The organism is Pseudarthrobacter sp. DSP2-3-2b1, from assembly GCF_049895945.1.
Classification (GTDB): Bacteria; Actinomycetota; Actinomycetes; order Actinomycetales; family Micrococcaceae; genus Arthrobacter.
Map to the genome: position 1 here is coordinate 67,287 of NZ_JAFCTI010000006.1, position 12,357 is coordinate 79,643.

General features: G+C 66.9%; 12 protein-coding genes. 7 read left to right on the forward strand and 5 right to left on the reverse strand.

The genetic code is table 11. From position 1 onward, the window contains the following. Nucleotides 1–128 precede the first annotated feature (128 nt). From ACP7AX_RS09260 to ACP7AX_RS09285, 6 genes are all read left to right on the forward strand, one after another. Nucleotides 129–1,295: an RtcB family protein gene (locus ACP7AX_RS09260; RefSeq protein WP_426226222.1), complete on the forward strand. Its 1,167-nt coding sequence runs from the start codon at nucleotides 129–131 to the stop codon at nucleotides 1,293–1,295. A gap of 130 nt (nucleotides 1,296–1,425) precedes the next feature. Next, nucleotides 1,426–2,568 carry an ABC transporter substrate-binding protein gene (locus tag ACP7AX_RS09265; RefSeq protein ID WP_426226334.1) on the forward strand — a complete coding sequence of 381 codons (1,143 nt, stop codon included), beginning with the start codon at nucleotides 1,426–1,428 and terminating at the stop codon, nucleotides 2,566–2,568. 57 nt (nucleotides 2,569–2,625) lie between these two features. Then, a complete protein-coding gene (locus ACP7AX_RS09270) occupies nucleotides 2,626–3,351 on the forward strand; it encodes an ATP-binding cassette domain-containing protein (protein ID WP_131683660.1) in 726 nt (241 codons plus the stop codon). Next, nucleotides 3,341–4,291: an ABC transporter permease gene (locus ACP7AX_RS09275; RefSeq protein WP_426226223.1), complete on the forward strand. Its 951-nt coding sequence runs from the start codon at nucleotides 3,341–3,343 to the stop codon at nucleotides 4,289–4,291. The genes ACP7AX_RS09270 and ACP7AX_RS09275 overlap by 11 nt, the downstream gene beginning before the upstream one ends. Nucleotides 4,292–4,492: 201 nt before the next feature. Next, nucleotides 4,493–5,749, forward strand: a complete 1,257-nt coding sequence (gene cobA / locus ACP7AX_RS09280) for a uroporphyrinogen-III C-methyltransferase (RefSeq protein ID WP_426226224.1) — start codon at nucleotides 4,493–4,495, stop codon at nucleotides 5,747–5,749. A 23-nt stretch (nucleotides 5,750–5,772) separates the two neighbouring features. Then, the gene (locus ACP7AX_RS09285; RefSeq protein ID WP_426226225.1) at nucleotides 5,773–7,239 is read left to right on the forward strand and encodes an FAD-dependent oxidoreductase; all 1,467 of its coding nucleotides are present in this window, start codon (nucleotides 5,773–5,775) and stop codon (nucleotides 7,237–7,239) included. A 54-nt stretch (nucleotides 7,240–7,293) separates the two neighbouring features. On the opposite strand, the gene ACP7AX_RS09290 is transcribed toward ACP7AX_RS09285, so the two are convergent. The 3 genes from ACP7AX_RS09290 to ACP7AX_RS09300 are packed head-to-tail and all read right to left on the reverse strand — an operon-like array spanning nucleotide 7,294 to nucleotide 9,666. Further along, nucleotides 7,294–8,517 (reverse strand): SRPBCC family protein, encoded by a 1,224-nt coding sequence (locus tag ACP7AX_RS09290; RefSeq protein ID WP_426226226.1) that lies wholly within the window; start codon nucleotides 8,515–8,517, stop codon nucleotides 7,294–7,296. Between the two features lie 28 nt (nucleotides 8,518–8,545). Next, complete coding sequence (locus ACP7AX_RS09295; protein ID WP_131683656.1) at nucleotides 8,546–9,373, reverse strand: DUF1206 domain-containing protein; 828 nt, start codon at nucleotides 9,371–9,373, stop codon at nucleotides 8,546–8,548. Between the two features lie 2 nt (nucleotides 9,374–9,375). After that, on the reverse strand, nucleotides 9,376–9,666 hold the full coding sequence (locus tag ACP7AX_RS09300; RefSeq protein WP_131683655.1) for a hypothetical protein: 291 nt from the start codon (nucleotides 9,664–9,666) through the stop codon (nucleotides 9,376–9,378). 153 nt (nucleotides 9,667–9,819) lie between these two features. Here ACP7AX_RS09300 and ACP7AX_RS09305 point away from each other — a divergent pair, with 153 nt between their 5' ends. Beyond that, on the forward strand, nucleotides 9,820–10,356 hold the full coding sequence (locus ACP7AX_RS09305; RefSeq protein ID WP_131683654.1) for a hypothetical protein: 537 nt from the start codon (nucleotides 9,820–9,822) through the stop codon (nucleotides 10,354–10,356). Between the two features lie 75 nt (nucleotides 10,357–10,431). Here the strand turns inward: ACP7AX_RS09305 and ACP7AX_RS09310 are convergent, their stop codons facing one another. Together ACP7AX_RS09310 and ACP7AX_RS09315 are read right to left on the reverse strand one after the other, a co-directional pair. Continuing rightward, nucleotides 10,432–11,571 (reverse strand): AI-2E family transporter, encoded by a 1,140-nt coding sequence (locus ACP7AX_RS09310; RefSeq protein ID WP_131683653.1) that lies wholly within the window; start codon nucleotides 11,569–11,571, stop codon nucleotides 10,432–10,434. Nucleotides 11,572–11,676: 105 nt separating this feature from the next. Beyond that, complete coding sequence (locus ACP7AX_RS09315; RefSeq protein ID WP_131683652.1) at nucleotides 11,677–12,357, reverse strand: FCD domain-containing protein; 681 nt, start codon at nucleotides 12,355–12,357, stop codon at nucleotides 11,677–11,679.

Genomic DNA, 12,357 nt, shown 5'->3' on the forward strand with positions numbered 1-12,357 from the left:
CCCGAGTTTCCATCGAGACCGCGGCTTGTTCGCAGATCCTGACCTTCACGGTCCGGTTCCGCGAACAGGCCGCGGTTTTGCCGTTTCGTATCCTTGATGGAGGAGGGCAAAGGGAGGGAGGCGGCGCGGTGGAAACCATCAACAGCAGGCTCATCAACTGGGCCTCGATCCTGGACGAAAAGACCCGCGAACAGGCCCTCGCCACGGCCACGCTGCCCATCATCTACCCGCACCTGGCCCTGATGCCGGACGCGCACTTGGGCAAGGGCGCCACCGTGGGCTCGGTCATTCCCACCCTGCGCGCCATCATTCCGGCCGCGGTGGGGGTGGACATCGGCTGCGGAATGATCGCCGTGCGGACCCAGTATCTGGTGAAGGACCTGCCAAAAAACAGGAAACCCCTGCGTGAGGCCATCGAGCAGGCCATCCCGCTGTCTGCCGGACATAACAACCGGACAGTCCAAGCCACCGCCGCACCCCGCATCGCCGAACTGAGAAAGCTGGCTGTCAAAGCAGGCTTCAACCCGGGCCAGTACGTGGAGAAATGGGACCTCCAGCTGGGCTCGCTGGGATCGGGGAACCACTTCATCGAGGTCTCCGCGGATGAGAACGACCACGTCTGGCTGTTCCTGCATTCCGGCTCACGCGGCGTCGGCAACAAGATCGCCCAACACCACATCGGTGTCGCCCGGCAGGTCACCCACAAACGCGGCACCCACGTTCCCGATCCGGACCTCGCGTACCTGGAGGAGGGCACCCCCGAGTTCCGGCGGTATATCGAGGAGCTCCGCTGGGCCCAGCACTTTGCCCTGCTGAACCGCGAGGAAATGATGGACCGGGTTGTTACGCAGTTCCGCAACTGGGTGGGCGGGCCGGTCACGGAGCGGGAGCGCATTAACTGCCACCACAACTTCACTCAGCTCGAGACGCACTACGGAAAATCGGTGTGGGTGTCGCGGAAGGGTGCCATCAAAGCCGAGCGGGGCGATCCGGGACTTATTCCGGGGTCCATGGGGACGGCGTCGTACGTTGTTGAAGGACTGGGGAACCCGGTCTCGCTGAACTCCTCCCCGCACGGCGCCGGCCGCGAATACTCCCGCAACGCGGCCCGCAAAACCTTCTCGCTGCCGGAGCTGAAGCAGGCCATGCAGGGGATCGAGTTCCGGGCCAGCGAGGCGTTCATCGATGAAATCCCCGCCGCGTACAAGCCCATCGACGTGGTGATGCGGGACGCGCAGGACCTCGTGAAGGTACGGCACAAGCTGCGGCAGCTCGTCAACGTTAAGGGCGACTGAAACAGCCCGAAGCCGTCCCGTAGCCACTCAATGTGACGCTAGATGAACCCGCGTGACCCCCCGTTTCCGCGTCATTGAACGGGTTTATGACACTCCCTATGGTGAAACAATGACTAGTTCCAAGCCCGGGATGATCCGCATCGTGGCAGGCGAAAGCGCAGCACCCCAGCGCAAGCGTGCCATCGAGGCCTTCCTGGCGATCGGACTGGTCCTTCTGATCGCTTTCGGCGCCGTGGTGGCATCCAGCATTTCGCGTAACACAGACGCCCAGGCCGCGCCCGCCCCAACGGCCGCTGACGAGCTGAAGCTGGGCTACTTCGGAAACCTGACCCACGCCCCCGCGCTGGTGGGCCTGAAGCAAGGAATCCTGGCCCGCAACCTCGGCACCACGAAACTCAGCACCGAGACCTTCAACGCCGGTCCCGCTGCCATCGAGGCGCTGAACGCCGGGGCCATCGACGCCACCTACATCGGCCCCAACCCGGCCATCAATTCGTTCGTTAAGAGCGGCGGGGAGTCGGTAAACGTTATTGCGGGTGCTGCCGCTGGTGGCGCCCAGTTAGTGGTGAAGCCGGACATCAACTCCGCCGCCGATCTCCGCGGAAAAACCCTGGCCTCCCCGCAACTGGGCGGCACGCAGGACGTGGCGCTGCGCGCCTGGCTATCCGACCAGGGCTATAAAACCAACGTGGACGGCAGCGGCGATGTGGCCATCAACCCCACCGAGAACGCCCAGACGCTGAAGCTTTTCCAGGATGGAAAGCTCGACGGCGCGTGGTTGCCCGAGCCGTGGGCGTCCCGTTTGGTGCTTGAGGCCGGTGCCAAGGTGCTGGTGGACGAAAAGGACCTGTGGGACGGCTCCGCGTCCGGCAAGCCGGGCGAGTTTCCCACCACCATCCTGATCGTCAACAAGGACTTTGCCGCCGCCCACCCGGAGACCGTGAAGGCGCTGCTCAAGGGCCATGCCGAATCCGTGGCCTGGCTCAATGAGACTCCCGGGGCCGAAAAATCGGCCGTGGTCAATGCCGCGCTGCAGGAAGCCGCCGGTGCCGCGCTGCCCACCGACGTCCTGGACCGGTCCCTGCAGAACATTGTGTTCACCGTGGACCCGCTCGCCGGGACCTACCCCAGGCTGCTCAAAGACGGAGTGGAGGCCGGCACCACCAAGCAGGCCGACATCACCGGCCTGTTCGACCTCCGCGCTCTGAACGACGTCATCGCCGCCGGAAAGACCGGACAGCCCGTCTCAGCCGCCGGCCTCGGCCAGGACTGACCCCGCGTTATAAGCACCACCGCATTACAAGCAATCCACCAACTTAAGGACGGGACCATGCCAGTCGTACTGGAAAACCTGGGCAAGCGCTTCGGCGACGGCGCCCCGGTGCTGGACGACGTCAACGCCACCATCGGCGCGGGCGAGTTCGTCGCCCTCCTCGGTGCCTCCGGCTGCGGCAAATCCACCCTGCTGAACATCATGGCGGGACTGGAAGTCCCGACGTCGGGCGCTCTCGAAGTGCCCAGCGACGGTGCCGCTTTTATGTTCCAGGACGCCGCGCTGTTCCCGTGGCTCACGGCGCGGGAGAACATCGAACTGGCACTGAAGCTGCGCGGCGTCGGCAAGTCCCAGCGCCGTGTGAAGGCAGATGAACTCCTTGAGCTGGTGCACCTCGGCGAGGCCGGGGACAAGCGCCCCCACGAGCTCTCCGGCGGCATGCGCCAGCGCGTGGCACTGGCCCGCTCGCTCGCGCAGGACCGGCAGCTGCTGCTGATGGACGAGCCGTTCGCCGCGCTCGATGCCATCACCCGCGACCTCCTCCACGATGAGCTGGAACGCATCTGGAAGGAAACCGGGCGCACCATCGTTTTTGTCACGCACAACGTCCGCGAGGCTGTGCGGCTGGGCCAGCGCGTGCTGCTGCTCTCATCCCGCCCCGGCCGGGTGGTCCAGGAATGGGCCGTCTCCGAGGAACACCGAACCGACGCCGGCCTGGCCGGCCAGCTGACCGGGGTCATCACCGCCCGGCTGCGCGAGGAGATCCGCCGCCATGCCAAATAACCCCATCCCTTTGACCGAAGAAAAGCTGGCGACGGAGCCCGAAACCCACAAGGTCCACGCCGCTCTCACCCGGTCCTCCACCGGGAACGAGGATCTGCGTGAGCTGGAGTCCGGCCTGGATTCGCTGCAGTCCGATGCTGCCCGGAAGCACCGGATCGACTGGAGCCGCATCCTCTTGCCGATCGCAGCCTTGGTGGTCCTGCTCCTGATCTGGCAGTTCTACGTCTCGCTCGGGGTGAAGCGCCGCGACCTGGTGCCCGGTCCGCTGGACGTCCTGGGTCAGATCGGGGTCCTGTGGGGCGAGGGCAAGCTGCAGGAAGCTGTGTGGACCTCGCTCCAGCGCGGCATCGTGGGCTTCCTGATCTCCGTGGCGATTGCTACCCCGGTGGGGCTGCTGCTGGCTCAGGTGGCACCGCTGCGCCGGGCGTTCGGGCCGCTGATTTCCGGGCTGCAGGTCCTGCCGTCGGTGGCCTGGGTGCCGGCCGCCATCATCTGGTTCGGCCTCACCGATGCCACCGTTTACTTCGTGGTGTTCATGGGCGCCATCCCGTCCATCATCAACGGACTGATTTCCGGTGTGGACCAGATCCCGCCGCAGTACCGCCGCGTGGGCACCGTCCTGGGCGCGAACCGGCTTCAAATGGCGCTGCAGATTGTCCTGCCCGCCGCGCTGCCCGGCTACCTCGGCGGGCTGAAGCAGGGCTGGGCGTTCTCGTGGCGCTCCCTGATGGCTGCCGAAATCATCGCCGTGGGCGGCACCATCGGCTTCGGCCTGGGCTCGCTGCTGGACCAGGGCCGAGTCCTGTCCGACATGACCGTGGTGATGGCCGCGATCCTGCTGATCCTGGCCGTGGGCATCTTGATCGAGCTCCTGGTGTTCGCGCCGATCGAGAAGCGCCTCCTGCGCAGCCGCGGCCTCCTGTCCGGCAGCACCCGCTAACCACCGGCTGTCCGAGCCACAGCCCACCCAGCCACAGCCCAAACTGTCAGCAGAGCCCGACGGCGAGTCCCGCCGTCGGGCTCTGTTGTGTCTGAGAGCTGCAGATCCGGCGGCGCGGCCTATGTGACGCAGCGTTACCTTACGTGAACTGGTGTTTCCGCGCCGTTGTTGGTGAATGTGACGGCAACCTACCGTTGATCCATGGCAATTCAGGATATTTACCCCACAGCGCTGCGGCTGCTCGGCCGCCCGGTGCTGGTGGTGGGCGGCGGCCCCGTGGCTGCGCGCCGCGCCAAGGGCCTGCTCGACGCCGGTGCCCGGGTCACCGTGGTCGCTCCCGTTGCCTCCGCCGCGCTCCGCGAACTGGCCGACGCCGGCCTCCTCACCTGGGAGCAGCGCCCCTATCGCCCGGAAGACGTCGACGGCGTCTGGTTCGTCCAGACCGCCACCGGGGACCCCGCCGTGGACACCCAGGTTTCGGCCGACGCCGAGGCGCAGCGCATCTGGTGCGTCAACGCCTCCGACCACGAGGCCTCAGCTGCCTGGACCCCCGCCGTCGCGGTTGTGGATGACGTGCAGATCGCCGTAAACGCCGGGGGAGACCCGCGCCGCGCCATGGCCCTGCGCAACGCCGTCGCCACCGCCTTGGAAACCGGCGACCTCCCGCTGCGCCGCCGCCGTGCTTCCGCGGGAAGTGTCGCCCTGGTGGGCGGTGGTCCCGGCGACACCGGCCTCATCACGGTCCGCGGCCGCCGGCTCCTGGGCCAGGCCGACGTTGTGGTGGCAGACCGCCTCGGCCCCCGCGAACTGCTCAACGAACTCGCCCCGGACGTCCGCGTCATCGAAGTGGGCAAGACCCCCGGCCACCATCCCGTGCCGCAGGCAGAGATCAACCGGATCCTCGTCGAGGAAGCCCGCAACGGCCACCGCGTGGTCCGTCTCAAGGGTGGCGATCCCTACGTCCTCGGCCGCGGCGGCGAGGAAGCCGAATACTGCCGGCAGCACGGCGTCGAGGTTGAAGTGGTCTCCGGCGTCACCTCCGCGATCTCCGTTCCCGCCGCCGCCGGCATCCCTGTGACGCACCGCGGTCTGGCCAAGGGCTTCAGCGTGGTCACGGGCCACGAGGAGCTCTCCGAGGTTCCCGCCCGTGCTGACCACACCATCGTCCTGCTCATGGGCGTCGCCGCACTGCGTGACTCGGCATCGGCCCTGGGCAAAGCCGGTTTGCCTCAGGACACGCCAGTTGGCATCGTTGAGAACGGCTATCTGCCGAATCAGCGCGTGACCATCGGCACGCTCGGTTCCATCGCCGATCAAGCGGAAGCCACCGGCGTCGCAAATCCCGCCGTGATTGTGATCGGTGACGTGGTGCGCGTGAGCCCCTTCGCGCCCGCGCACTTCAAGACAGCCGATTACAGCACCACCAGCCCGAACAAGCCCCGAGTCCTCACCCTTTAGCTTCGAAGAAAAGGAACACAGCCGTGTCATCAAGCACCTCCGTAGGATCTGCCGACCGTCCGCTGCGCGTTGCCGTGGTGGGCTCCGGCCCGGCCGGCGTCTACGCCGCGGACATCCTCACCAAGAGCGAAGCCGTCAAGAGCGGCGAGCTGACCGTGAGCATCGACCTCTTTGACCGCTACCCGGCACCCTACGGCCTGATCCGCTACGGCGTGGCCCCGGACCACCCGCGCATCAAGGGCATCGTCAACGCCCTGCACAAGGTCCTGGACCGCGGCGACATCCGTTTCTTCGGCAACGTGGACTACGGCACGGACATCTCCATCGAGGACCTCCGCACCCACTACGACGCCGTCATCTTCGCCACCGGCGCCATCAAGGACGCGGACCTGAACATCCCCGGCATCGAACTGGATGGCTCCTTCGGCGGCGCGGACTTTGTCTCCTGGTACGACGGCCACCCGGACGTTTCCCGCGAATGGCCGCTGGATGCCAAGGAAATCGCCGTGATCGGCAACGGAAACGTTGCCCTGGACGTGGCCCGCGTCCTGTCCAAGCACGCCGATGACCTGCTGGTCTCCGAGATCCCGGACAACGTCTACGCCGGCCTGAAGGACTCCCCGGTCACGGACGTTCACGTCTTCGGGCGCCGCGGCCCCGCCCAGGTGAAGTTCACCCCGCTGGAGCTGCGCGAACTGTCCCACTCCAAGGATGTGGACATCATCCTCTACGCCGAGGACTTCGAGTTCGACGAGGAATCGGACCGGCTCATCCAGAGCAACAACCAGGTCAAGACCATGGTGGGCACGCTCACCAACTGGATCGCCGAGCAGCCCGAGGACCTCTCCGAGCTCACGGCTTCCCGCCGCCTGCACCTGCACTTCCTGCACAGCCCGGTGGAAATCTTTGATTCCCCGGAAACCCCGGGCCAGGTGGCCGGCATGAAGTTCGAGCGCACCGAGCTGGACGGCACGGGCAACGCCCGCGGCACCGGCGAGTTCGTGGACTACCCGGTCCAGGCCGTGTACCGCGCCATCGGCTACTTCGGCTCGGCCCTGCCGGAGATCGAATTCGACCACAAGAAGGGCGTGGTACCGAACGACGGCGGCCGCGTCCTGGATGCCGCCGGCACCCACGTGCCGGGCATCTACGCCACCGGCTGGATCAAGCGCGGACCCGTCGGCCTGATCGGCCACACCAAGGGCGACGCCCTGGAGACCGTGACCTACCTCCTGGAAGACCGCGAAAACCTGCCGGTTGCCGCCGTTCCCGAGGCGGACGCCGTCGTCGAGCTGCTCGATGCCCGCGGCGTGAAGTTCACCAGCTGGGAAGGCTGGCTGGCGCTGGACGCCCACGAACTCGCCCTGGGCGCCGCGGCCACCGAGGCCGGCGGATCCCACGGTGTTGAGGTCAAGCGTGAGCGCATCAAGGTGGTGCCGCGCGAGGACATGGTGGCCATCTCCCGCGACGGCGTGGCCGCGAGCGTCTAGTTCCGTTACAATGCAGCGCGGGGCCCTTGGCTCCGCGCTGCATTGTTTAACGTGCTACCTCTTCGCCCCGCCGGCGGCCATGAGCTCGAGCCGGTGCAGGGTTTCCCGGTTCCGCACATCAATGGCCGGGCTGCGCAACATTTTCGGTACCAGCTTGCCCGGTCCGCGGGTTGCGTCCTCGGAAATGGTCACCAGGCACTGCATTCCCCGGTCCTCCAGGGTGATGATCACTTTGGCTTCGCCCAGCGGCCAGCCCCGGGCCACCAGCTCCAGGGAGCGGCCGGGTTCGACGGCGGATACCCGGCTGCTGTCGTTGATCACCAGCGGCCAGATGCCCACCGAGTGGTGGAGCCTCGAGCCGACCTCCGGCCAGTGCGCGTCCACCGCGCGGATCCGGGAGGCACCCACCACCCAGCCGGAGTACAGCCAGCCGTCAGCGATCACCTTCCAGACGTCCTCCGCTGGGGAATTGAACAGTTTGCTCACGGTTGACATGACTTTCCTTCCGGTGGTGGCGGCGGGGGCGGGGTTCCCCGCCATGGAACGGTCGACGGCGGCAGGTGCGGGCCGCTGTGCCGCCCGGTAGGAGCGCTCCCGGAGCCGGCGGGTCCAGGCATATGTCTGTGCTCCGGGCGGCTGGTTCTCGAGTGGATTGAAGCGGAGGGGAGTGTCTGCTGGTGAAGGCGACGTCCGCAGCCGAAGCTCGCCGCACTGGTGCCAGCCGCCCGTGGGTTTCGCCCAGTGGAGACTGAGCACCCATTCCCCGTCTGCGAGGGAGCCCTCGGGCAGGCTTACGGTCCGGAGCCCCAGCAGCACGGGTCCCTTGGTTCCGCGGTACGGCATGAGGGTTGTCAGGGTGGCGCTGCCAACGTCGAGTTTGGGCACGAGAAGAAACCTGCCTGGAAGCCGCCACCCGGTGGAGGCAAACAGCACATCGGCAATGCCGCCGTTTGAAGGGGTGACGCGGAGCGCGAGCCCCAGGATGTCGGGAAGGCCCTGCGGGAGCCCTATTGACCGGGAGAAGCGGGCCTCCACCGTGTCCGCTCCGGCAGCGTCCAGCCAGTCCAGTCCGCTTGACCCGGTAACGTTCCCGGTTCTGATGAGCTCGCCCTGGAGGCCGAGGCCCTGCGGATGAATGGGGCGGTCAGGACGGCCCACCTTGATGGCGCGGAAGACTGCGGCGAAGGCCCGCCCTGCCGTTTCGGTGGCGCCGGGGGCGGGGTCACCCTGTCCACGGTTTGGTGCCCTCTCCGGGTGCGTGACTACGTGCTGGGTCATGGCTTCCTTCCTGTCCAGAACAGCTGAATCACATCCGGCCGAACCGGGCGCGGACCAGTGCGAAAATTCCGTAGCAGATGAAGCCGGCCCCGATCGCGACCAGCAGGTACGGGCCGAAGGGGTGGTCCCGGAGTGCCTTGAGGCTGCCGTCCAGGCCGGTGGACTCCTGGGGCGTCCGCTTGGCGGCGGCGATGACGAACAACATCCCCGCCAGGTTCAGCGCGATTCCCTTGGCCACATGCCCGGTGACGCCCAGTGAGTCCACAAGCTTCCCGCGGCGCCTGCCCTCAAAGCGGGACAGCTCCTCCTTGAACCCGCGCCGCAGCCCCTTCACCACGAAGTAGACCCCCACGCCCATGACGGTCAGGCCCACGGCCACCAGCAGCGGCAGTCCCGCGGGAGTATTGAGGACGGCGGTACTGAAGTCCCGCGTGGTGTCTCCGGAGTCACCGCGGAGTCCAACGGCGAAGCCGGCAAAGCTGAGCCCCACGCTGCCGTAGGCGAGGAACAGGAAGCCGGACGAAATCAGCTTTCCCAGCCGTTTGGCCCGGGGAAGCGGCCGGGCCCGGAGCGTGGCCTCGCTCAGCTGCCAGAGCGCCAGGCCGGTGCAGGCCACCACGCAGGACCACAGCACGGCCGGGCCCCACGGGTTGGCGGCGAGCTGCTCGATGGCGCCGGTGGCTTCAGCCTGGCCCGGCTGCCCAAAGGCCAGCGCAATGGCGATGGCTCCCACAATCATGTGCAGCAGGGCCATCACGGCAAACCCGGAGCGCGCCACAACATCCAGCGCCCTGGTGTCCGACGCTTCCTCGACGGCATCCGCCGCCTCGCTGATGGTGGACTCTGCATCGGACATGGTCAGCCGTTCATGGGTCCTTCGGCGTGCAGCTTGGCGGCTCCCGGGCCCTCAACGCGGACCGTGCAGCGGACCACCAGCTTGCCCGGCGCATGATCCAGCTCCACCAGCGTGTCTTCGGCGCTCAGGGCGGTGAAGACTTCTGAGCCTTCAATCACCAAAACACCCTTGGCCCGGGCGGTTTCCGTGGCGTTATTCAGCGCTTCCTTCTGGAGCCCTGCCATGTACGAATCGTCACGCTGGCGTGCGGGGTCTCCGAATGCCCAGCCGAACAAAGTCCCTGTGTCTTCCATGGCCACGATATTACGCGTAAGCGCAGCGGAAGGCGGGGTTTCGTAATATTAGTAAGTGTGCTTACCATGGCTTGACCATGACCTTTGTAGGACACGGCAGTCAAGACCGCTCCCGCGGCATCTCGGAACCGAAACAACGTAAGGAAACACATCATGGCAGGAAATCTTCTGGCCCGGTCTATTCATGATCTGACGGCCGGCGCGTGGTTTGGCGGCTCGCTGATGGGAGCCATCGGGCTCAACGGGGCGGCGGCGGAAGCCAAGGACCCGGCGGAGCGCACCAGGCTCTCCAGCTCCGGCTGGATGAAGTGGGCCCCCATCCAGACGGCGGCCTTCGTCTCGCACCTGGCGGCGGATCTCGCCATCGCCTGGGAGAACAAGGAGCGGATCGCCAAGCAGGACGGCGTCGCCCGGGACACCGTGATCAAAACGGCAGTGACGGTGGCCGGCGCAGCGGTGACGCTGTACGCAGGGATCCTCGGCCAGAAAGTGGAGAAGCTCGCGGACCAGGGTGCTGTGGGCGCAACCGAGCCCAGTCCCGCGGCCTCGGATGAACTGAAGGCCGCGCAGCAGCAGCTGAAGATCCTGCAGTGGGCCATCCCCGCCTTCGCCGGTGCTGTCATCATCCTCGGCGCAAAGCACGGCGAAATGCAGCGGCCCAAGAACGTCTTCGCCGGCCTCCGCTCCTAACCAAACTGACAAACGTACGACGTCGGGTGGGCACCCAGGTGCCTGCCCGTCGTCGTGCGTTCTGCCGTTAAGGCGTCAGATGGGCTGCGTGTTCGCCGGCGGCAGGTCCGGGTTCATGTCCTGCAGGTTCGGGTCCTCTGCCGTCCAGACTTGGATGATGGCCCAGGCCACGGCGGCAAGCGGGACAGACAGCACAGCGCCGATGATCCCGGCCAGGATGGTTCCGGCGGTCAGGGCCATGAGGATCACCAGGGCGTGCAGCTGCAGGGACTTGCCCATCACGATCGGCTGGAGCAGGTCGCCCTCGAGCTGGTTGACGGCCACCACCACCGCCACCACAATCAGGGCCACCACCGGACCGTTGGCCACCAGCGCCACCAGGGCGGCCAGGATACCCGCAACCGTGGCGCCCACCAGCGGGATGAACGCGGTGATGAACACAATGATGGCCAGCGGGATGGCCAGGGGGACCTGAAGGATCAGCAGCGCGGCACCGATGGCCACGGCATCCACCAGCGCGACGATCGCAGTGCCGCGGACGTAGCCGCCCAGGACCTCCAGCGTGCGGCTGCCCACGCGGCGCAGCTTCGCCTCCCGCTCACCCTTGAAGGGCCGGAGCAGGAAGTTCCAGATTTTGGCGCCGTCCTTGAGGAAGAAGAACAGGATGACCACCATCAGGCCGGCCCCGGCCAGGAACTCTGTCACCACGGACAGTCCGGTGATGGCCCCGGAGCGGGCCTGGCTGCTGGTGGCGAACTGGATGATCCCCTGCCTGGCCTGCTCCAGCTGGGCCGGATCGATCGGGATGGGGCCGTTGACCAGGAACTGCTCGAGCTCGTCCAGTCCGGCGGATGCCTGCTGGGCCAGTTCACCCCACTGGTTCCGGATGGACAGGTAGATGACCGTGCCCACGGCGCCGAGGACAACGAGAAGGGCAACAAACGCCACCGCGGTCGCTGCGCCGCCTGGCAGCCCGCGGCGCCGGAGCATGTTCACAAAGGGCCCGATGGCCGCGGCGAGAATCAGCGAAATCAGGATGGGGATGACCAGCAGCTTGATCTGCATCAGTGCGTAGACGGACACCACCGCCACTGTCAGGATGAGCAGGACCTGGGCGGAGCGGATACCCACCCGGCCCAGGCCATCGGCCCACAGGGCGCCCGGCGGCTTCCGTTCAGGCTGTGTTGCTGCTGTTGAGGCTTGGTCGGCTGGCATGCAAACTCCCGGTCTTCGGCGGGTGGCCGGGCTGCTGGGGGCATCCCTGGCTCAATTACCTACGTCAGATCGTAAGTTTACTGATGGTCCGCGGCCCAGCGGGGATCAGGCGCGCAGCCACTCCGCACAGGAATTCAGGTTCCGGTTGACACTGGCCACGGCTGCGTCGGCGTCGCGGGCCTCGATCGCCTCCACCAGCTCGCCGTGGCCCTCGTGCGTGAGGCCGTCAAGCCGGCCCCGGCGCTGTTGCTTCAACAGTTCCTGATGGAAAACGCCGCCGAAACTGACGTACAGCTCATGCAGCAGGGGATTCCCGGAGGCCTGGGCCACGCGCTCGTGGAATTCCCAGTCCGCCCGGGCCCAGCCCTCGTAGTCCTCCGCGTTCCAGGCAATTTCACGGGCGGTGAGTGCGGCACGCAGGGAGGTGACGCCGTCGGCAGTTGCGTTGCGGGCGGCGAGGCGCGCTGCGGTGGTGTCCAGCCCCAGCCTGACTTCGAGGATGTGTTCCTCCGTGTGGTCCTGGTACATCCGCCGGGCGGCGCCGGACATTTCGCTGGTGGCCCGGACGTAGGTGCCGTCGCCGCGCCGGACTTCCAGCATCCCGCCGTGGGCCAGCGCCTTGATGGCTTCGCGGAGCGTGCCGCGGGAGACGCCGAGTCCGGCCATCAGCTCGGGCTCGGCGGGGATCCGCTGGTGCAGGGGCCACTCACCGGAGTGGATCATTTGCCGCAGCTTGGCGGTGATTTCGTCAGCGAGGGGCTGGCGGTGGGAGGTGCTCAGGGTCAT

Excerpts from the sequence above, each read along its gene's own strand:
- ACP7AX_RS09265 (WP_426226334.1), top strand. The coding sequence starts at position 1,426 with ATGATCCGCATCGTGGCAGGCGAAAGCGCAGCACCCCAGCGCAAGCGT.
- ACP7AX_RS09270 (WP_131683660.1), top strand. The coding sequence starts at position 2,626 with ATGCCAGTCGTACTGGAAAACCTGGGCAAGCGCTTCGGCGACGGCGCC.
- ACP7AX_RS09275 (WP_426226223.1), top strand. The coding sequence starts at position 3,341 with ATGCCAAATAACCCCATCCCTTTGACCGAAGAAAAGCTGGCGACGGAG.
- cobA (WP_426226224.1), top strand. The coding sequence starts at position 4,493 with ATGGCAATTCAGGATATTTACCCCACAGCGCTGCGGCTGCTCGGCCGC.
- ACP7AX_RS09290 (WP_426226226.1), bottom strand. The coding sequence starts at position 8,517 with ATGACCCAGCACGTAGTCACGCACCCGGAGAGGGCACCAAACCGTGGA.
- ACP7AX_RS09295 (WP_131683656.1), bottom strand. The coding sequence starts at position 9,373 with ATGTCCGATGCAGAGTCCACCATCAGCGAGGCGGCGGATGCCGTCGAG.
- ACP7AX_RS09300 (WP_131683655.1), bottom strand. The coding sequence starts at position 9,666 with ATGGAAGACACAGGGACTTTGTTCGGCTGGGCATTCGGAGACCCCGCA.
- ACP7AX_RS09305 (WP_131683654.1), top strand. The coding sequence starts at position 9,820 with ATGGCAGGAAATCTTCTGGCCCGGTCTATTCATGATCTGACGGCCGGC.
- ACP7AX_RS09310 (WP_131683653.1), bottom strand. The coding sequence starts at position 11,571 with ATGCCAGCCGACCAAGCCTCAACAGCAGCAACACAGCCTGAACGGAAG.
- ACP7AX_RS09315 (WP_131683652.1), bottom strand. The coding sequence starts at position 12,357 with ATGACCCTGAGCACCTCCCACCGCCAGCCCCTCGCTGACGAAATCACC.